At 74.4% G+C, this 18,025-nt stretch carries 19 protein-coding genes; 9 read left to right on the forward strand and 10 right to left on the reverse strand.

Annotation, left to right across the window (positions count from 1 at the left end; all coding sequences use genetic code 11):
- The first annotated feature begins 224 nt into the window (after window positions 1-224).
- Entirely contained in the window at window positions 225-1,112 is an 888-nt protein-coding gene (locus ACFRQN_RS00105) for a YhjD/YihY/BrkB family envelope integrity protein (RefSeq protein WP_380737165.1), read from the forward strand.
- Here ACFRQN_RS00105 and ACFRQN_RS00110 read toward each other — a convergent pair.
- A complete protein-coding gene (locus tag ACFRQN_RS00110) occupies window positions 1,066-1,902 on the reverse strand; it encodes a rhomboid-like protein (protein WP_380737167.1) in 837 nt (278 codons plus the stop codon). The genes ACFRQN_RS00105 and ACFRQN_RS00110 overlap by 47 nt on opposite strands.
- A 241-nt stretch (window positions 1,903-2,143) precedes the next feature.
- Here ACFRQN_RS00110 and ACFRQN_RS00115 point away from each other — a divergent pair, with 241 nt between their 5' ends.
- From ACFRQN_RS00115 to ACFRQN_RS00125, 3 genes are all read left to right on the forward strand, one after another.
- Window positions 2,144-2,803, forward strand: coding sequence for a rhomboid-like protein (locus ACFRQN_RS00115; RefSeq protein WP_380737169.1), 660 nt, complete (start codon window positions 2,144-2,146; stop codon window positions 2,801-2,803).
- A gap of 212 nt (window positions 2,804-3,015) precedes the next feature.
- The gene (argG, locus tag ACFRQN_RS00120; protein ID WP_375873803.1) at window positions 3,016-4,428 is read left to right on the forward strand and encodes an argininosuccinate synthase; all 1,413 of its coding nucleotides are present in this window, start codon (window positions 3,016-3,018) and stop codon (window positions 4,426-4,428) included.
- 238 nt (window positions 4,429-4,666) lie between these two features.
- A complete protein-coding gene (locus ACFRQN_RS00125) occupies window positions 4,667-5,335 on the forward strand; it encodes a GAP family protein (RefSeq protein ID WP_380737172.1) in 669 nt (222 codons plus the stop codon).
- A 71-nt stretch (window positions 5,336-5,406) separates the two neighbouring features.
- On the opposite strand, the gene ACFRQN_RS00130 is transcribed toward ACFRQN_RS00125, so the two are convergent.
- The 3 genes from ACFRQN_RS00130 to ACFRQN_RS00140 form a co-directional block, all read right to left on the reverse strand.
- Window positions 5,407-6,246, reverse strand: a complete 840-nt coding sequence (locus tag ACFRQN_RS00130; protein WP_380737174.1) for a hypothetical protein — start codon at window positions 6,244-6,246, stop codon at window positions 5,407-5,409.
- The gene (locus ACFRQN_RS00135) at window positions 6,243-6,815 is read right to left on the reverse strand and encodes an RNA polymerase sigma factor (protein ID WP_049658113.1); all 573 of its coding nucleotides are present in this window, start codon (window positions 6,813-6,815) and stop codon (window positions 6,243-6,245) included. Before ACFRQN_RS00135 ends, ACFRQN_RS00130 begins: the two co-directional genes overlap by 4 nt.
- Before the next feature lie 324 nt (window positions 6,816-7,139).
- Window positions 7,140-7,613: a MarR family winged helix-turn-helix transcriptional regulator gene (locus ACFRQN_RS00140; protein WP_380737176.1), complete on the reverse strand. Its 474-nt coding sequence runs from the start codon at window positions 7,611-7,613 to the stop codon at window positions 7,140-7,142.
- 207 nt (window positions 7,614-7,820) lie between these two features.
- Here ACFRQN_RS00140 and ACFRQN_RS00145 point away from each other — a divergent pair, with 207 nt between their 5' ends.
- Window positions 7,821-8,231, forward strand: a complete 411-nt coding sequence (locus tag ACFRQN_RS00145; protein WP_380737178.1) for an organic hydroperoxide resistance protein — start codon at window positions 7,821-7,823, stop codon at window positions 8,229-8,231.
- Between the two features lie 120 nt (window positions 8,232-8,351).
- On the opposite strand, the gene ACFRQN_RS00150 is transcribed toward ACFRQN_RS00145, so the two are convergent.
- Window positions 8,352-8,714 carry an SHOCT domain-containing protein gene (locus ACFRQN_RS00150; protein WP_380737180.1) on the reverse strand — a complete coding sequence of 121 codons (363 nt, stop codon included), beginning with the start codon at window positions 8,712-8,714 and terminating at the stop codon, window positions 8,352-8,354.
- A 152-nt stretch (window positions 8,715-8,866) separates the two neighbouring features.
- Here ACFRQN_RS00150 and ACFRQN_RS00155 point away from each other — a divergent pair, with 152 nt between their 5' ends.
- Window positions 8,867-9,415, forward strand: a complete 549-nt coding sequence (locus ACFRQN_RS00155) for a hypothetical protein (protein WP_380737182.1) — start codon at window positions 8,867-8,869, stop codon at window positions 9,413-9,415.
- Window positions 9,416-9,455: 40 nt separating this feature from the next.
- Here ACFRQN_RS00155 and ACFRQN_RS00160 read toward each other — a convergent pair whose 3' ends face one another.
- The 3 genes from ACFRQN_RS00160 to ACFRQN_RS00170 form a co-directional block, all read right to left on the reverse strand.
- The gene (locus ACFRQN_RS00160) at window positions 9,456-10,106 is read right to left on the reverse strand and encodes a hypothetical protein (RefSeq protein ID WP_063780338.1); all 651 of its coding nucleotides are present in this window, start codon (window positions 10,104-10,106) and stop codon (window positions 9,456-9,458) included.
- Between the two features lie 162 nt (window positions 10,107-10,268).
- A complete protein-coding gene (locus tag ACFRQN_RS00165; RefSeq protein ID WP_241853098.1) occupies window positions 10,269-10,895 on the reverse strand; it encodes a CBS domain-containing protein in 627 nt (208 codons plus the stop codon).
- A gap of 256 nt (window positions 10,896-11,151) precedes the next feature.
- On the reverse strand, window positions 11,152-12,237 hold the full coding sequence (locus tag ACFRQN_RS00170; protein WP_380737184.1) for a substrate-binding domain-containing protein: 1,086 nt from the start codon (window positions 12,235-12,237) through the stop codon (window positions 11,152-11,154).
- A 262-nt stretch (window positions 12,238-12,499) separates the two neighbouring features.
- Here ACFRQN_RS00170 and ACFRQN_RS00175 point away from each other — a divergent pair, with 262 nt between their 5' ends.
- Window positions 12,500-14,503 carry a hypothetical protein gene (locus ACFRQN_RS00175; RefSeq protein ID WP_380737186.1) on the forward strand — a complete coding sequence of 668 codons (2,004 nt, stop codon included), beginning with the start codon at window positions 12,500-12,502 and terminating at the stop codon, window positions 14,501-14,503.
- Between the two features lie 40 nt (window positions 14,504-14,543).
- Here ACFRQN_RS00175 and ACFRQN_RS00180 read toward each other — a convergent pair whose 3' ends face one another.
- Window positions 14,544-15,743 (reverse strand): FAD-dependent monooxygenase, encoded by a 1,200-nt coding sequence (locus ACFRQN_RS00180; protein WP_117493018.1) that lies wholly within the window; start codon window positions 15,741-15,743, stop codon window positions 14,544-14,546.
- A gap of 140 nt (window positions 15,744-15,883) precedes the next feature.
- Between ACFRQN_RS00180 and ACFRQN_RS00185 the strand changes: the two genes are divergently transcribed.
- Together ACFRQN_RS00185 and ACFRQN_RS00190 are read left to right on the forward strand one after the other, a co-directional pair.
- Window positions 15,884-16,594 carry a TetR/AcrR family transcriptional regulator gene (locus ACFRQN_RS00185; RefSeq protein WP_380737188.1) on the forward strand — a complete coding sequence of 237 codons (711 nt, stop codon included), beginning with the start codon at window positions 15,884-15,886 and terminating at the stop codon, window positions 16,592-16,594.
- Window positions 16,595-16,690: 96 nt separating this feature from the next.
- Window positions 16,691-17,491 carry a HEAT repeat domain-containing protein gene (locus ACFRQN_RS00190; RefSeq protein ID WP_380737190.1) on the forward strand — a complete coding sequence of 267 codons (801 nt, stop codon included), beginning with the start codon at window positions 16,691-16,693 and terminating at the stop codon, window positions 17,489-17,491.
- Between the two features lie 60 nt (window positions 17,492-17,551).
- Here ACFRQN_RS00190 and ACFRQN_RS00195 read toward each other — a convergent pair whose 3' ends face one another.
- Complete coding sequence (locus ACFRQN_RS00195) at window positions 17,552-17,917, reverse strand: hypothetical protein (RefSeq protein ID WP_117493017.1); 366 nt, start codon at window positions 17,915-17,917, stop codon at window positions 17,552-17,554.
- Window positions 17,918-18,025: the final 108 nt, after the last annotated feature.

An 18,025-nucleotide genomic window follows, 5' to 3' on the forward strand; every position in this document is an offset into this window, starting at 1 on the left:
CACGGCGCCGCTGCCCGGCCCGCTCGTACGGAACAGGCCGGACAGCAGCGGCAGGTGTCGGATGGCCATCCCAGGCTGGACCCGCCCGAACACGAAGAACGGCCACGCCGATGGAGCGGCCGCCCCGGGTCGCGGCCGCTCCGGACGGCTCGCTCCGGTGGCGACCCGCCACCGCCTCGCCTTGACTGGTGCGGACCGCCGCCCGGATGCGGGAGGACCGAGGGATGAGATTGCCGAGGGGCACCCGCGGCCGCCGGAAGGAACAGCTGCTCCTGGCCCGCATGCGGGTCGTGCGGGCACGGAGTGAGGCCGAGCGGCGCTTCCCGGTGATCACCGAGCTGACCGCCCGCCTGTTCTCCCCCGGCCTACTGGACTCCGCCACCCGGATGGCCTCCCAGCTGTTCCTGACCTCCATCCCCCTCCTGTTCGCCGTGGCCGCCTTCGCCCCCGAGGGCGTGCGGAACCAGATGAACTCCTCACTGCGCTCGCTGTTCGGCATCTCCGGCGCCTCCGCCGAGCAACTGCGCCAGGCGCTGTACAGCCCCGGCGACCTGCGGCAGACCACGGGGATCATCGGCCTGCTGATGGCACTGCTGTCCGGCACGAGCTGCAGTCGGGCGGTCGCCCGGGTCTGCGAACACGCCTGGCAGCTGCCGAAGTCCGGCACCCGGGTCGCGGCCTGGCGGTGGCTGCTGTGGATCGCCTGCTGGGTGGTCGTGCTGCTGTTCCAGGGCGTGCTGCGGAACGGCTTCGGCGCCGGGCTCTGGCTGGGCCTGCCACTGACCTTCACGGCCTCCTTCCTGGTCTGGTGGTGGACCGCCCGCCTGCTGTTGAGCGCACGGATCCGTTGGTTGTCCCTGGTGCCGGGAGCGCTGCTCACCGCCATCGCGTCCACCGCGATGTCGCTGACCGCCCGGATCTACATGCCGATCGCACTGAACCGCTCACTGGCCCAGTACGGCTCGCTGGGCCTGGTGCTGATGGTGCTGTCCTGGCTGATCGCCTTCTGCATCGCCGTCACCTTCGCCATCACGGCCGGCGCGGTGCTGGCCCAGGAGAGGCCGCTCAGCGCCTACCTGGGGCCGACCGGCCCCGAACAGCGCGGAACCTGATCAGCCGCCCCGGCACCGGGAACGGCGTCGGCCGCCACACCCGCCACCCCGACGAACGCGCCGCGGGCGTCGGACGACCCGACCGCCCGCGCACCCGCCGACAGCCCGCACGGACCAAGGCGACCGGGTCGAAGGAGCCCGGGCGGTCCCGGGTCAGCGGGTAGCAGGCGAACCCGATCAGCGCCGCGCTGAAGTGGCCGATGCTCGTGTAGTCCCGGCTCTGCTGCACGCCCAGCCCGTAGACCACCAGCACTCCCACCGCGTACAGGTACCGCCAGGGCCGCACGATCGAGTAGGTGAGGACCGCGACCACGCCGGCCAGCGCGTAACTGACGCCGTAGTCCAGGGTGTAGAGGGCCCTCGGCGAGGCCAGCCCCCGGTGGATCGCCCAGCCGAGCACGCCCTCGCTGAGGTAGGTGGCGCCGACGTGCGCGAGCGCCGCCACCGAGATCCAGCGCAACGTGCCGAGCCATCGCTCGGCGGGCACGTGGAAGAGGTTGTACAGCAGGAAGTAGAACGGCCAGCCGCCGCCCGCGATCCATAGGGCGCTGGTGACCAGGACACGCACCGGCGACACCTGGAGGTGGTGGAGGTTGGTCGAACGCCGCTCCAGGATGCGGTCCGCGGTCGCCGGATCGACGTGCCGGATCACCTGTGTGGTGACGAGCAGGACCGCCAGCCAGGTGTAGGTACCCGGCGCGCGCCGAACATAGGCCCACACCGCGTGGACGGCACGCGCCCACCAGGGCCGCCGGTGCGCCTTGGCGCCCCTGGCTGTGCTGCCGGCCATCGGCGCCTCCTCGACACTCCTCCCCCTCACCCTCGCCCCCGCCCGACCTCGCCGCCACCCGCCACCCGCCGTCCCCGTGCTGCCCGCGGGAATCCGCCCACCTCACACGCCCCGCCGCCGGCCCCGACGGCCTCCACGGCGCTCGCGTACGCTGGCGCTCGGACCGTCCCGGTCGCGGCCTCCCCTCCACGTACCGGGCGGGGCCGGTACCGGGAACCGCCGAGCAAGGGCACCAGGCACGATGAGCGATCGCCTCGCGACGAGGACACCGACCGGCACCGCTGCTCCCCGGCACCCGGCGCTGAGAGCCGCCGTCCGCCTACGCCTCACCACGGCGTACGTCCTGCTGCTGACGGTGACGGCCTCCTGGCTGGCGAGCCAGGGCCATGCCGAGCGGGCCCGGTTCGTCCGGCACAACAGCAGCAACGTCCATCACATGGAAGTGGGCAAGTGGTGGACCCTCTTCACCAGCGGCCTGGTGGTCGACGGGGTTCCGGCCTGGGCAGGCATCGCGGCGGTCGCCGCCGTCCTGGGCCTGGCCGAGTGGCGCTGGGGTCCGGCCCGGGCCGGTGCGGTCTTCGTCTTCGGACACCTGGGCGCCACGCTGCTCACCGAGGGCGCCATGTGGGTGATGCTGACCGCCCGCATCCCGGGCGCACTCTCCCGCGCCCGGGACGTGGGCATCAGCTACGGCCTGGTCGCCACCGGCGCCTGCCTCCTCGCGCTCGGCCCGCGCCCGCTGCGCCGTTACGGCCTGCCGGCGCTCGCTCTGGCCCTCGCCGGCGCCTGGGCGCTGGACCAGCAGCTGGCCGACGCCGGCCACCTCGTCGCCCTCGGGCTGGGCGCCCTCGCCTCCTGCACCGTCTGGATGCGCACCCGAGCGCCCGCCACGGCCTCCTGATCCACCCCAACCACCCGTCCAGTCAAGCAAGTTGACCAACGGGCCGGTCGACTCGCAGCAGCCGGGAGAACCTTCGTCGCCACCCGGGGCTCCGTATGCTCTTGCATTACTCTGCAAATCTATGCCAGAGTTCGGGCATCGGATCGATTACGCCGAATTCCGTCACACATCGCTAGATCAGGGGCCCGCTCACGCGGGTCAAGGGTGCATCCATGTCGAAGGTCTTGAGCAAGCTGCCGGTCGGTGAACGGATCGGCATCGCATTCTCCGGTGGGTTGGACACCTCCGTCGCCGTAGCGTGGATGCGCGAACACGGTGCCTTCCCCTACGCCTACACGGCCGACATCGGCCAGTACGACGAGCCGAACCTCGCCGACGTCCCGGCCCGGGGCCGCGCGTACGGCGCCGAGCAGGCCCGGCTGGTGGACTGCCGGGCCGCGCTGGTCGAGGAGGGCCTGGCCGCCCTCGCCTGCGGTGCCTTCCACATCCGCTCCGCCGGGCAGACGTACTTCAACACCACCCCGCTCGGCCGCGCCGTGACCGGCACGCTGCTGGTGCGCGCCATGCAGGAGGACGGCGTCTCCATCTGGGGTGACGGCTCCACCTACAAGGGCAACGACATCGAGCGGTTCTACCGCTACGGCCTGCTCGCCAACCCCAACCTGCGGATCTACAAGCCGTGGCTGGACCAGGCGTTCGTCGACCAGCTCGGCGGCCGCAAGGAGATGTCCGAGTGGCTCGCCGAGCGGGACCTGCCGTACCGGGACTCCGCCGAGAAGGCCTACTCCACCGACGCCAACATCTGGGGCGCCACCCACGAGGCCAAGCGGCTGGAGTACCTGGACGCCTCCCTGGAGATCGTCAGCCCGATCATGGGCGTGGCCTTCTGGGACCCGGCGGTCGAGATCCAGACCGAGGACGTCACCATCGAGTTCGAGTTCGGCCGCCCGGTCCGGATCAACGGCCAGGAGTTCGCCAGCGCCGTCGACCTGGTCCACGAGGCCAACACCATCGGTGGCCGGCACGGTCTGGGCATGTCGGACCAGATCGAGAACCGCATCATCGAGGCCAAGAGCCGCGGCATCTACGAGGCCCCCGGCATGGCGCTGCTGCACATCGCCTACGAGCGGCTGCTCAACGCCATCCACAACGAGGACACCATCGCCACGTACCACACCCAGGGACGGCGGCTCGGCCGGCTGCTGTACGAGGGCCGCTGGTTCGACCCGCAGTCGCTGATGCTCCGGGACAGCATTCAGCGGTGGATCGGCCACCCGGTCACCGGCAGCGTCACCCTGCGGCTGCGGCGCGGCCAGGACTACTCGGTCATCGACACCCAGGGCCCCAACTTCAGCTACCACCCCGAGAAGCTGTCGATGGAGCGCAGCGTCGACGCCGCGTTCGTCCCCGACGACCGCATCGGCCAGCTGACCATGCGCAACCTCGACATCGCCGACTCGCGCAGCAAGCTGGAGCAGTACGCGGTGCACGGCCAGCTGGCGCCGTGGAGCGGCCTGATCGGCGAGCTCGCCCCGGGCGGCGCGGCTCCCATCGCCGCCGGCAACGGTGACGAGGAGGACCCGAACGCGCTCGACCACGCGGCGCTCGAGTCCGGCACCGACTGACGCACCTCACGCCCACGGAGGGCCGTCGCACCCCAGCGGTGCGGCGGCCCTCGGCCGCTCTCCCGGCGCCTCCGCTCCGCCCCCGCCTCCCGGCCCCGGCCCCGGCACCCGCCACCGCTCCCCGTCCGGGCTCCGCCCCGCCCCGCCCTCACTCCAACGGCGGCACCGGCCGTGCGCTGCCCGCCCGACGGGAGCTGAATGGCGGACGGCGCCCGGCGACGGGAAGGCAGGTCCGGGGATGGGTGAAGCGATCGGCCCGATGCTGGCCTCCGCAGTGGCGGTCGCGCTCAGCCCGCTGCCGCTGATCGCCGTCCTGCTGGTCCTCGCCTCACCGCGCGGCCGGGCCAACGGGCTCGCCTTCACGGCCGGCTGGCTGCTCGGCCTCGCCGCGGTGTCGGCCGCCGTCGTGGCCGCGCGCACCGCGTTGAACCCCGCCCGCACCACACCGACCTGGTCGTCCTGGCTGAAGCTCGCCCTCGGCACCGTACTCGTCCTGCTGGCCGCCCGGCAGTGGCGCGAACGACCGCGACCCGGCCGGGTGACCGCGCCACCGGCCTGGCTGCTCTCGATCGACCGGCTGACCGCCGCCCGGTCCGCCGGTCTCGCCGTGGTCCTGGTCATCGCCCACCCGAAGACCCTGGTCCCGGCCGTCGGCGGCGCCGCCTCCATCGCCGCCGCGCCGACCGGCGGCGGGGAGAAGGCGGTGGCCGCCGCCCTGATGGTGCTGCTCGGTTCGTTGGGCACCCTGCTGCCGCTCGTGGCGCACCTCCAGGGCAGCGCCCAGGCACGACACACCCTCGGCGAGTGGCGCGCCTGGACGGCCACGCACAGCGCGGCGATCATGATCACCGTCCCGCTGCTGCTCGGCGCCGAGTACCTGGGCGACGCCGTCTCCGGGCTCACGTGAGCCCCCCGCCTACCCGACCCCGACCGGCCCACCCCTCGGGCCGGCCCGCTTGCCTACCCACCCCGTCTCCGTCACCGGATCCGCACCACCCCCCGCCCCCGCACGGCCCGGACCCCCAACCGCCCGGGGTCGGCCGTCGGCCGCGCCGCCACCGCCTCCCGTACCGTCAGCAGGATCTCGCCGTCGTAGCGCTCCGCCAGCACCCGCGCCAGCTCCGCCGCCCCGCCCGGCCGGACGTCGGGCGCCAGCTCCGGCAGCCGGCCCGGGGCGCTGAGGTCCTGGGCCTGGGCGGCCCAGCGGGCCGCGTCGCACCGTTCGCCCTCGGCGGTGTAGTGCACGGCCAGGCAGTGCACGGCCAGCTGGTCCCCGTACTGGGCGGCTATCCGCCACCAGAAGACGCCGTCCGCCGCACGGCCCATGCCGTACAGCAGGCAGCCGAGGGTCCGGAAGGCGGTCTTCTCGGCGAGTTCGAGGTCCAGGGCCAGCTCCCCCGGCTCGACCGCGCCCGCCACCCCCGCGCACAGGTGCCGCAGGTCGCGCCGCAGCTCCGCCCGGCCCCCGGCCCACCGGGACTGCCCCGGCACCGACCCCGGACCGGAACCCGAGCCTGGACCGGACCCCGCCCCCCAACCGGAACCCGACCGCAGGCCGGGACCGGCTCCGGCCCCCGCTCCCGCGCCGAGCCCTGAACCCGCCCCCGCTGCCGCCCCCGGGCTCGGCCCCGAGAGCGGAGCGTGCGGTGGCCGGGCCCCGGCGGGCGGCCGGGCGGGGCGCTCGCGCAGCGCCGGGGCGGTCCGCCGGGCAGCGGCGAGCCGCTCAGCCAGTCGGCGGGTGAAGTCCACCGGATCGTGGTCGTCGAACTCCCGCTCCAGCTCGACGGCGTGCGCGCGCAGCAGGTCCACGACCCTCATGTCTGCGCCCCGCCGTCGTCCTGGTGCTCCAGGAGGTACTCCAGGTGACGCCGCCCGAGGCTGTAGTAGGTGCGGGCGGTGGTGTGCGCGATGCCGAGGGACCGTCCGATGTCGTGGTACGACAGCCCCGCCTGGCGCAGCCGGACCACGTCGGCCTGGACGGGTGCGGCCCGCGCGAGTTCCTCCATCGCCCAGTCCAGGGCATCCAGCTCGGCGAGTTCGTTCAGCTCGTCCTGGCTGGTGTCGGGGCGGCGCTGGGCGATCACCCGCAGCCGCTTGCGTTCGGTGCGCCGGCGCTCGCGCATGACGTCCACCACGGCGTCCTTGACGATCTTGAAGGCGAAGGCCTGCGGATCGGGGCTGGCCAGGGCCCGGCGCCAGTTCTTGTAGAGCGTGGTGCCCGCGTTCTGCACGGCGTCCTGGGCGTCCTCACGGTGCCGCAGGCGCTGCTGGGCGTAGCGGAGGTAGCCGGAGTTCTCGCGGGTGAAGAAGGCCTCGAAGTCGTTCGGCAGGTCGCCGAGCGGGTCGGCTCGCAGACCCCGCTCCTCGCCCGGCCCGGGAGTGCTCACGCGACCCCCCTTTCGTGGTCGGCTGGCCGGCCCGCCTGGTGGCACGCCGACGGCCCCTTGGGGCTCGTGGTGTAACCGTCCGGGAGGTCCGGGATGTTGACCGGATCGGGCAGACAATTGCCGAACGTTTCCGTTCACTTTTGAACAGTGCGGCTGACCTGCCGCTTCACCCTCGCGCACCCAGCCGGAAGACTCGCAACGTGACCCAGATCACAGTGCACAAGGGCGTCGCTTGACAAGCCCCACGGCACCACCCGCACCATCCCCGCAACCCTGCGGATCCCACTCCGCGCAGCGCCCCCCGCCCCCAGCGGGTCACGCCCCCTACGGCGCCGGCTCCACCTCCGCCGCATCCAGCGTGGCGGTCACCCGGTCCAGCAGCCCGCGCAGTGCGACCAGGTCCTCGACCGGCAGCCCGGTCGCCGCGAGCAGCCGACGCGGAACCTGCCCGGCCCGCTCGCGCAGCGCCGACCCCTCGGGGGTCAGGCGGACGGTGACCGACCGCTCGTCCTCCGGGCTCCGCTCGCGGCGCACCAGCCCGGCCGCCTCCAGGCGCTTGAGCAGCGGGGAGAGCGTCCCGGAGTCCAGCCGCAGCCGCTCGCCGATCCGCTTGACGGGCAGCTCGCCCTCCTCCCACAGCACCAGCATGACCAGGTACTGCGGATAGGTCAGCCCGAGGTCCCGCAGCAGCACCCGGTACACGCCGCCGAAGGCGCGGGAGGCCGCGTTGAGCGAGAAGCAGATCTGCTGGTCGAGGCGGAGCAGCTCCTCGTCCGCCATGCCGGGGTGAGTCGTCATGAGCCCATGGTACCGATCACCATCGCGCCATTTAGTTGTGCACAATTGAATTGCGTGCTCTACTTGTCGCAACGCACCACCGCACCACCGCACCACCGCACCACCGCACCACCGCACCGACCGAGCGGCCGCCGCCCAGCACGCCGGGCCGGCGACCGCCCGGACAACCGACCACAGGAACACCCAGGACCCGAAGGGGAAGCCACCATGGACGCGCTCTACACCGCAGCCGCCACCGCCAACGGCCGGGAGGGCCGCGCCGTCAGCTCCGACGGACAGCTGGACCTCGCGCTGGCCATGCCGCCCGCGCTCGGTGGCAGTGGCCAGGGCACCAACCCGGAGCAGCTCTTCGCCGCCGGCTACGCCGCCTGCTTCGCCAGCGCCCTCAGCTTGGTCGGCCGCCAGGCCCGGGTGGACACCAGCGAGGTCTCGGTGACCGCCGAGGTGTCCATCGGCAAGGACGAGGCCGGCTTCGCCCTCGCCGTCGTGCTGCGCGTCGAGCTGCCCGAGTCCCTCGCGGGCGAGACCGGCGAGCTGCTGGTCAAGCAGGCGCACCAGGTATGCCCGTACTCCCGTGCCACCCGGGGCAACATCCCGGTCGAGCTGGTCGTCGAGTAAGCACCCCCGAGAAGGAGCGCCCCGGGAGGAAGAGCACCCCGAGCGCCCTCCGACCGCCCCACCGACGGACCGGGCCCGCCGCACGCGAACTGCGGCGGTCCCGGTCCGTCACCCTTGGGCTCAGTCGCCTCCCGGCCCGTTCGCCGAACGCAGCGTGTCCAGTCGGTGCCGGTACTCCTCCGCGTCGATCTCACCCCGCGCGAACCGCTCCGCGAGCAACTGCTCCGGGGACACCCCCTGCCCTCCCTGACCCCCTTGGCCCCCTTGCCCCAGCGGGTCCCAGCCGTGCGGACCGCCCACCCCGGCTCCACCGGCGCCGGGGGCCGCCCGCCCGGGCGGGATCGGCTGCCGCGAGCGCGCTACGTAGCGGAACAGGGCCACGGCGAGCAGGACGACGATCACCAGGAACATCAGCGTCCCGAACGCCATCAGTCCCACGCCCCAGCCACCCCCGTAGTGGCCGTGCCCGTGCCAGTACCTCATCAGGACCTCCTCCTCCGGCCCCGTCGGGGCCCGCCGAGGTGAGCAGCGCCTACCACCATCGTGCTCCCGTCGGTGGTGAAAGCGGTGTGAGGGCGGGCTGAGAAAACGTTCCGGCAACCGTTCCCCGGCCCCACCGGGGTAGCGTGCCACTGGTGACCCACCACCCGCCGCCCGCGTTCCACCCCCAGCGGCCCACGGCTCACCAGCCGCCCATGGCCTTCCACCCGCCGGAGGACGACCGCTCCCCCGAGCAGCTCGTCGCCGCCGGGGTGCTGCGGCGCCACCCGGACCCGCGCCCCCACCCGGCGCTCGGCCACTCCCCGATCGGCTACGTCGCCACCGCGCTCTGGGCCGAGCTCACGGCCCTCGCCATCGCGCCGGCGGCCGCCGAGGCCACCGCCACCGCACTGCTGCGCGCGATCGCCGACCGCGCCGTGGACGCGGCGCTCGCCCCGGGCAACGAGCGCGCCCCGCGCGACGACCTGTACGTGGCCGACCCGGCCCACATCGGCCCGTACCGCCGGGCGATCTGGTTCCAGCGTTCCAACCCGCACGGCCCACACGGCCCACACGACCCGCACAACCCGCACAACCCGTACGGCTCGCAGGGCCACCGCGGCCTGCTCACCCCGGTCGACGCACGCGGCGGGTACGCCCCCCGCGGCCCGATCACCGCCTCCTTCGCGCCCCACGAACCGTAGCCCCGGGCGCCCCTGCCCGCCCTCGCCCGCCCCGGCTCCCTCAGCGCTCGACCTGGAGGCTGTGGCACACCCAGCTCAGCCGGTCCGGCCCGCCGTACGGCGGCCGGTCGTGATACGTCCCGTCCGCCACCGACATGTTGACGATCAGGTACGCGTGCCACGCGGACCCGACCCCGTGCAGGTCCGCATAGACCAGCTCGTCCTCCACGTACCAGTCCACCGAGTTCGCGCCGAGCACCACCCGCAGGCCGAAGGTGGCCCCCGGCCCGATCCCGGCGCTCGCACCGTGCCAGTACCGGAAGCCGCCGCGGACGTGGTTGGAGATCTCCAGCAGGTCCGGGTTGTCGGGGTGGTACTCGAAGACGTCCACCTCGTTGCCGCCGTCCCGCCAGGTCCAGATCGCCGGCCAGGCACCGAGCTCGACCGGCAGTGTCACGCTCGCCGACAGCACGTCCCCGGCGCGGAGCTGGAAGCCGTCGGGACTGCCCTCGGTGGTCAGCAGACTGCAGCTCCACAGCCCGCCACTGTGCCGCCTGACCGCCGTGAACTGCCCGTCGGGGCAGTAGTCGCGGCTGAGGTAGTCGAGTTTGTGGTCGCTCCGGTTGGTCGGCCCCATCCGGGGATAGGCGCTGCTGCGCCCGGCGATCCACTGCCTGGTCGAAGTGAAGTCCGCGTCGAACACGACTGCCACGGCCGCCTCCCCGGAGCGCTGGCGTCCCGGCAGTCCGCACCGCCAGGCACACAGGGTGAGTTACCCGATACCCTCCGCAGTATGCGAAGTGGATCGTTCGGGTCCGGGACGAACGTGCGATTCGGGACCGGTACGGCCGGTCAGGGGTCGGCGCCGAGCAGGTCAGCCGACCGGAGCCGCGCCTCCGGCCCCGAGCCGGTCGGTCACCGACACCACCCCGTCCACCGAGCGGCAGAGGTTGAGCACGATCGGCACCAGGTGCTGCTCGGGCACGGTGCCGCTGAGCACCACCCGCCCCTGGGTGACCTCCACCCCGATCTCCGCCGGGCTGACCCCGTCGATCCGGCCGAGCACCTCCTCGACGATCTCCCGCCGGATCACCATGTCCTCGCGCAGGAAGACCCGCAGCAGGTCACCGCGGCTGACCATGCCGACGACCCGCCCCTCCTCGTCCAGCACCGGCAGCCGCTTCAGGCCGTGCCGGCTCATCAGCCGGGCCGCCGCGACCACGCTGGTGCCGGGCGTGGTGCAGACCGGCTGCGCCGTCATCAGGTCGGCCGCGGTCACCTCGCCGTCCGGGCCCGCCTGCGCCGACTCGGGCGCGGGCAGCAGGCTGGCCGGGTCCTCCTGCGCGGCCAGGGTGCGCAGCAGGTCGGCCTCCGAGACCACGCCGAGCGGTCGCCCTTCCGGGTCCACCACCGGTACGCCGGTGATGTCGTACTCGCTCAGCAGCGTCACGATCTCCCGGAATCCGGTCTCGGGCGAGACCAGGACCACGGGGCTGGTCATCACGGATTCGACGGTGGCATGACGCACGCCGGTTCACCTCGTCCAACGATGCTGGTCCGACCGGACGCGGATCGTCCCGGCCGGTACCGGCAGCATCGCCCGTAACGGCCGCGACCGCCAGGGGCCAAGGGGCCGAACGGGCGGGACCTTGTGCCCCGACCTGCTGACACGGCCCCGACACCACGCCCCGACCAAGCACTGGCACCGCGTCTCCGGCACCACGTCCCCGACCGGGGCAGCCGCGGGAACGACGCCGTCAGGCGTGCGTGGTCGCCCCGCAGACGAAGACGGGCACCCGCAGGAACCCGTGGCTCCGGACGGCCGCCGCGGCCGCCGGGGAGGTGCAGAACCAGCCGTTCCGACCGAACACGGCCCGCAGCGCCCGTCCCTGCGCGTCGGCACTCGTCCAGTCGCCGTCCCGCACCCCGAGGTAGAGGGTCCGGCCGTGCCAGGTCGTCAGGAAGGCCGGGTTGGTCCCGCCGTCGACCGTGGGCGCCGTTCCGTCCAGGGACTGCGGCACGAGCACTCCCGGGTCGTCGCCCGGCTTCCGGTGACCGCCGGTGACCTGTCCGACCCAGCGGCCGACCGAGTACGGGACGATCGCGTTCGGGTCGTGCAGGACCGCGTCCTCCCCGTGGTCCTCGGCGACGCCGGAGGTCACGCACGGGCCCGCGTAGAAGGTGCCCGGATCGCCGTTCGGGGAGGCGGCGGCCGCGAAGGCGGTCATCTCGTCGGAGAGGTAGGACGATCGAAGCGTGGCGGGGTCCGAGACGTGGACACCGGGTACCACGGGCCTGATCGTCGCGTCCGGAAGGCTCGGGTCGATCTGCCGCCAGTTGGTGATGTCGCAGGAGTAGATCCACCGCAGATCGGCGGTCGTCAGGTTCTTCGGTGCGTTGCCGCCCGCCGGGGCCGCCCAGGTCACCGCGTCCCTCACGAGCGGGACGAAGTCGATCGAGGTCGGGTCGCCCTGCTGTGGCGGCCTGCTCAGCCTGGCGAAGTCGACCGTTCCACTGCTGTTGAACACCAGGGCGTTGAGGGCGCTCCGGGTGTTGGTCGGCCGGAAGATCTCGTAGGCCCCGGTCTTGGGCGTGATCCTGCTGGTTCCCCGGGCGTCCCAGCTGTAGAGCCGGGGCGAGGTGGTGTCCCCGGCCGCCGCGAGCGAGGCGTTGTAGTCCGCCGCGAGCTGGTTGAAGAGCGCGTCGGCGGCCGGGGCGCCCACGCCGACCAGGTCGGCGGCGGCCGGCGTCGGCGGGTCGGCGGGGGCGGGGGCGGCCGTGGCGAGGGCGAGCGCGGCGGCCAGTGCGGCGGCGGCGCCGGCCCGGGTGACGAGGCGAGGCATGCGGTGTCCTTCGGGGGTCGGCGGGCGGTACCGGGATCCTCGGCGGTCCGGACCGGCCGCGACAGCCCCGCCGAACCCGGCGGGCGGCCGTCGCCGCTGGTCGGCACCGGGCGGGCCGCCATCGCTCGCCGGACGTTCTTCCAGCGGTGGCGCGCCGCACGTCCGTCATATGCCCGCCGATCACCCCGGACGGCGCAACCATCACATGATCGACTCGTTGGACCATCCACCACGACAGCGGTACGGCTCCCGGGAGGGCCCCTTGGCAGTACGGACGGTGAGCACGGCCGCGCTGCGCCGGGATGTCGCGGCGCGCCCGGTGGCCCTGGCGGAGGCCTCGCTGGTGCGCCACTACCGACGGCTGGTCCGGCTCGCCTACCTGGCGCTGCCGGCCGACCGCGACCGGCACACCCGGGTGCTCGCCGCCCACTGCGCCGTCCAACGCGCCCTGCCCACCCGCTGGGCCCGCACGGACCGAACCGCCGTCCGACCGTCCGCGCCCGGGCCCTCCGACGCTCCGGAAGGCACGGACGCCCCGGACGACCCGGCCTACGCCGCGCTGCGCCTGCGGGTGCTGCGCGCCGCGCTCCGGCCGCGCCCGGCCGCCCGTCTCCTCACGCCCCGGGTCTGGGGCCTGCGGCTGTTCACCCCGCACGGCGGCGAGGGGGACGCGGAACTCGACCACGCGCTCGCCGCGCTCTCCGCCCCGGCCAGGGCGGCCTTCGCCCTGCGGACGGTCGAGGGGCTGGGCGTCGAACGGGCCGCCGAGGTGCTGCGGCAGGCCGGGGTGGCGCACCCGGCGGTGGCGGTGGCCGTGGCCGGGCAGGTGCCGTCCGGTCCGGATCCGCTGCCGCCCGCCTTCGACCCCTGCGCCGTCCGGGTGCAGCCCACCGACCTGCTGCGCCGGCGCCGTACGCTGACGGCCGCGCTCGCGGTCGGCGTGCTCGGCCTCACCACCACGGCGGGCGTGCTGGGCGGTTCGCACCCGGCGGCGCCCGGCCGTCCGACGACGGTGCCGCTCGCGGGCGCCGACACCGACCCGTCCCACCTGGTCCGGGTCGCCCCCGACGCCTGGCAGCACACCAGCCGGGTCGACTTCACCGCCTGGCCCGCCCGTGGCGAGCGGCGCGAGGACGGTGCGCTGCTCGGCCGCGCCCTGGCCGCCTGGGCCCGGCCCGGAAGCCGGACCCACGCCGAGCCGGGTACGGACGCCGGTCCGCCCGCCGCGCCCGCGCCGCACCTGCTGTTCGCCGGGACGGTGGACGGCACCGGTGTGGTGGTGTTCTCCGACGGCGAGCGGATCGCCCGCTACACCGACAGCCAGAACGGTCAGGGCGGTCGGGACAGCGGAGACCTGGACCTCGCCCGGGCCGACGACGCGGACCCGACCACGGCCGGCGCGGTGGTCCTGCGCCGTCAGGGCGCCACCGTCCGCTACCTGCTGGCGCCCTGGGTGGACTCTGCGGAGACCCGCCGGATCGACCGGCCCGACACCCCCGCCCACCCGTTGGAGCACCCCGACGGCCTCACCTCCCCGGCCCCGGCCGGCGGGCCCGCCGACTGCCAGGGCGCCACCCTGCTCCAGTTGCACTCGTCCCCGGTGGTCGCCGAGAAGGCCGAGAGGTCCGCCTTCCTGCTGGCCGACCTGGGCGGCCTGATCCCCGCACACCTCACCTACGCCCCGCCACCGGAGCGCCCCCTGCCGGACGGCTCACCACCCGACCGAGCCCAGGCCGACCGCACGCAAGCCGACCGAGCCCAGGCCGACCGCGAACCGCGCGAGGCGACCGCCCAGGACGCGCTGCAGGCCTGGTCCCGGGCCGGCTGCGCCGTTCCCGACGGCACACCGGGCGTCAAACAGCTGAACCTCTGGGCCTTCGCCGTCCAGCCGCTGCCGCAGAACGCGGGCTCGGCCTCCTGGGTCTGCCTGCGCGCCGACCGCTGGGACGGCGCGGGCAGTGCGGCCACCGCCGTCGTCCTGCCGGGCGCCCGCGGCGCGCAGCGCACTGGTGGCGGACCGGGCCGGGCCTGCGGCCGCTTCGAGCGGGACGCCGTGGCCTGGACCTGGTGGCGCTCCCCGCACGGGACGGAGTTCGTGCTCGCGGCGGGCAGCCGCCGGGTCACCCGGCTCACCGTCAAGGGTTCGGGCTGGTCCGCCGACCGGCCCGCGCCGGACCGCACCCTGGCCGTCGAACGCCCCGCCCGCGCGGCCGTCCAGGTGGAGGCGCTGCTCGACAACGGCGCCCGGATCGACCCACCGCACTGAGCCCCGCGCCCCGTCTCCCTTCCACCCCGAGTGCTCCCGTTCAGGCCGCGGCCCGCGGCCGACGGGACAGCTCCCGCTCGTAGTCGGGCAGTTCGACGCTGCTGACCTGCTTGCCCAGCTCCAGCATCTTCTCCAGCGCCCAGCGCCGGTTGAGCAGCGCGTTGCGGAACCGCAGCCCGGTGGCCGTGCGCGGCGCGAGGAACGGACCGGTGCGGTCGCCGCCCTTCTGGCAGCCCTGCGCGTAGCCGCGCAGGAGGTGCTCGTACCGCGCAAAGGCGGCCCGGTGGTCGCCGCGGGCGCGGGCCAGCTCGCCCGCCAGGACGTACGCGGCCACCACCGCCGTCCCGGTGCCCATGCCGCCGATGGTCGCGCCGCAGGCGGCGTCGCCGATCAGGGCGATCCGACCGGTCGACCAGGCGGGCACGTCGGCGCGGCTGATCGAGTCGAAGTACGGCTCAGGGGCGGCGTCCAGGCTCTCCAGCAGCTGCGGCACCCGCCAGCCGAGGCCCGCGAAGGCGGCCCGGACCAGTTCCTTCTGCCGCGCCGGGTCGTGGCGGTCGTAGCGCAGTTCGGGCGAGGCGAAGAGGCAGAAAGCACCGGCCCGGCTCGGGTCGCGGTGGTCGGCGCCGACGGACATCAGCCGGCCGGGGACGTTGAGGCCGACCCCGCCGACGGGCAGTCCGAGGTCGTTGGGCAGCTGCCAGGTGGCCGCGTAGTAGCCGAGGTGGCGGACGTAGCGCTGCTCGGGGCCGAAGGCGAGCCGACGGACGGTGGAGTGCAGCCCGTCGGCACCGATCACCAGGTCGAACTCGCGCGGCGCCCCGTGCCGGAAGGCGACCCGGACCCCGTCCGGGGTCTCCTCCAGCGCCGTGATCGAGTCGCCGAAGACGTACTCGGCGCGGGCGCTGCTGTGCCGGTGGAGCAGCTGGGCCAGCTCCCCGCGCGGGACCTCCAGGTCGCCGCCGGCGAACTCGGCGGGCAGGTGCAGCAGTTGGCGCCCGTCGGGGCCGACGAAGGTCATCGGACTGCCGCCGGTGCCGAGCGTGCGCAGCTCCTCCAGGACGCCCATCCGCTCCAGCACGGTCAGGTGGGTGCGGCCGCGGAAGTCGACGTCCTGGCCGCCGTCGCGCAGCGCGGGGGCCAACTCGACCACGGTCACCTCGAAGCCGTACCGGCCCAGCCAGTGGGCGAGCGCGGGGCCGGCGATGCTCGCGCCCGAGATCAGGACCTTGGTGCTCATGGGAATCCACTCCGTCCGAGGATCGTGAAACTGTGTCTGGCGGACACTGTTTGTTGCTGTGTACGGTAGACACAGTTGAGCGGGAAGGGCAACCCCCCAGGTGGCAAGCCCCGAACGGAACCCCAGAACGGGAGCGGATGATGGCCGAGGCGGCGAACGACACGGTGCGGCTGCTCTGGGGCCCGGCCCCCAAACCCACCCGCGGGCCGAAGCCGGCCCTCAGCCTGGAGCGGATCGCCGCGGCCGGGGTCGAGGTCGCCGACGCGGAGGGGCTCGGCGCGGTCTCCATGCAGAAGGTGGCCGGGCTGCTCGACTTCACCAAGATGTCGCTCTACCGCTACGTCCCCGGCAAGGCCGAACTCGTCGCCCTGATGGTCGAGTCGGCCGTCGACGCGCCCCCGGACGCACCGGAGGGCTCCGACTGGCGGGAGCAACTCACCGCCTGGGCCCACCACTTGGCCGAGTCCTTCGCCAGGCACCCGTGGCTGCTGGACGCCACCGTCGGCGCGCGGGCGCTCGGTCCGAGGGAACTCGCCTGGCTGGAGCGGGTGGTGGCGGCGCTCGACGGCCACGGGCTGACCGGCCCCGAACGGATGGACGCCGCCGTCCTGCTCACCGGACACGTGCGCGGGATCGCCGCGCAGTCCCGCGCCGCCGGCCCCGCCGACACCCCCGAGGCCGAACTCCTCGCCGCCCTCGGCACCGTGGTCCAGGAGAACGCCGACCGCTTCCCGGCCGTCGCCGCCGCCATGGCCGACCCCGACGGCCGCGACCAGGCGCTGGAGTTCGGCCTGGAGCGCATCCTGGACGGGCTGGCCGCCCTGATCGACCGCCGCACGGCCGGCGCCTGACCCGCGGCAGCGTCCCGGAACGCCCGGTGGCGAGGAACCGGAGGCCCGGGAAAACCGCTCGGCCGGCCACCCGGTCGCTCGCTAGGATCGCGCCCCATGGCGATGTTCGTGCACCTGACCGCCGCGGCGAACGCGCCGCGGATCCGCCGCGCCGGGATCCGCGCCGACAGCCGGGGCCAGGGCGGCGCACGCGGGGTGTACTGCTTCCCCGTGCTGCCCTCGTACACGCTGACCCACCAGTGGCTGCGCGAGCTGGCCCGGTTCGGCCCCAAGGGCGCACTGGTCGCGGTGCACCTCCGGCTGGACGACGGGCAGGAGGTCCTGACCGGGCACTACCGCGACCGCGCCCAGGACGCCCAGCGGCCGGTGCGGGCCGCCGAGGCGGTCCGGCGGATCGGCGCCCTGCCCGACCCGCGCGGCTGGGAGGTCTTCCTGCCGCGCGCGGTGGGCGCCCGCGAGGTGCACCGGGTCCGCGCCGTGCCGCAGGCCACCGGCTGGCGCTACGTCCCGGACGCCCACGGCACCCGGCCCTGCACCTGTTTCGGCTGCCGTATCCGCGGCGAGTACGGCAGCCGCCGGCTGCGCGAGCGCCACCCGCACCCGCTGGACGGCCCGCCGCCGCCCGTCCCGGTGCTGCTGGCCCGGATCGCGGCGGCCGGCGAACCCGGCGACCCGTACGAACTGCGCACCGCCCTGCACTGGTTCGGGCTGCGCCGCCGCGGCCCGGTGGACCTGCTCGCCCGACTGGCCGACCACCCGCACCCGGGCGTGCGGGCGGACCTGGTCTGGGCCGTCGGCGGCTGGTCGACCCCGGGCGTCGCCGAGCTGCTGGACGGCCTGGCGGACGATCCGGACCCACTGGTCCGCGGGGCCGTCGAGGCGGTCAGGGAGAGCTGAGCCCCGGCCGGCGGCCCGCCCCGGACGGGCAGCAGCACTCCGCCGGCCGGTGCGCCGCCGTCAGGAGACGCGCTTGAGCTGCCAGGAGTTCTTCTCCAGGCTCGGCACCGCCGAGTAGTTGCAGCCGGAGCCGTAGTAGGTGCTGACGATCGTCCAGCCGGTCGGCGGCCAGGTGGAGGCGCAGGCGTTGACCACGGTGCCGACCGGGTAGCCGGTGAGCTGCATGATCTTCTTGGTGTTCGGGGTGAAACCGGAGCCGCAGCCCGCGCTGTTCCACCACTGGACGTCCACGAAGCCGCCCGGCGTCAGCGAGGAGGAGCAGCTGGTGCTGGTGTCACCGGGCGCGGCCTGGGCCGTCCCCATGGTCAGGGTCAGCGCGGCGGCGGTACAGCCCAGGGTCAGGACGGCGGAACGAAGGCGTATCACGGGGCGGCTCCTCTCGGTGACGCGGCGCGTCCGCGTCCCGCCCATTCCTATCCGTGCGGAGCCGATGACGGACAGCGACTTTCCGGCCCGACCTGCGGCGCGTTCTCG

Source organism: Kitasatospora sp. NPDC056800 (assembly GCF_042789775.1).
GTDB lineage: Bacteria > Actinomycetota > Actinomycetes > Streptomycetales > Streptomycetaceae > Kitasatospora.

Coding starts and splice junctions, on each gene's coding strand:
- ACFRQN_RS00105 (WP_380737165.1), top strand. CDS start 225: ATGAGATTGCCGAGGGGCACCCGCGGCCGCCGGAAGGAACAGCTGCTC.
- ACFRQN_RS00110 (WP_380737167.1), bottom strand. CDS start 1,902: ATGGCCGGCAGCACAGCCAGGGGCGCCAAGGCGCACCGGCGGCCCTGG.
- ACFRQN_RS00115 (WP_380737169.1), top strand. CDS start 2,144: ATGAGCGATCGCCTCGCGACGAGGACACCGACCGGCACCGCTGCTCCC.
- argG (WP_375873803.1), top strand. CDS start 3,016: ATGTCGAAGGTCTTGAGCAAGCTGCCGGTCGGTGAACGGATCGGCATC.
- ACFRQN_RS00125 (WP_380737172.1), top strand. CDS start 4,667: ATGGGTGAAGCGATCGGCCCGATGCTGGCCTCCGCAGTGGCGGTCGCG.
- ACFRQN_RS00130 (WP_380737174.1), bottom strand. CDS start 6,246: ATGAGGGTCGTGGACCTGCTGCGCGCGCACGCCGTCGAGCTGGAGCGG.
- ACFRQN_RS00140 (WP_380737176.1), bottom strand. CDS start 7,613: ATGACGACTCACCCCGGCATGGCGGACGAGGAGCTGCTCCGCCTCGAC.
- ACFRQN_RS00145 (WP_380737178.1), top strand. CDS start 7,821: ATGGACGCGCTCTACACCGCAGCCGCCACCGCCAACGGCCGGGAGGGC.
- ACFRQN_RS00150 (WP_380737180.1), bottom strand. CDS start 8,714: ATGAGGTACTGGCACGGGCACGGCCACTACGGGGGTGGCTGGGGCGTG.
- ACFRQN_RS00165 (WP_241853098.1), bottom strand. CDS start 10,895: ATGACCAGCCCCGTGGTCCTGGTCTCGCCCGAGACCGGATTCCGGGAG.
- ACFRQN_RS00170 (WP_380737184.1), bottom strand. CDS start 12,237: ATGCCTCGCCTCGTCACCCGGGCCGGCGCCGCCGCCGCACTGGCCGCC.
- ACFRQN_RS00180 (WP_117493018.1), bottom strand. CDS start 15,743: ATGAGCACCAAGGTCCTGATCTCGGGCGCGAGCATCGCCGGCCCCGCG.
- ACFRQN_RS00185 (WP_380737188.1), top strand. CDS start 15,884: ATGGCCGAGGCGGCGAACGACACGGTGCGGCTGCTCTGGGGCCCGGCC.
- ACFRQN_RS00190 (WP_380737190.1), top strand. CDS start 16,691: ATGGCGATGTTCGTGCACCTGACCGCCGCGGCGAACGCGCCGCGGATC.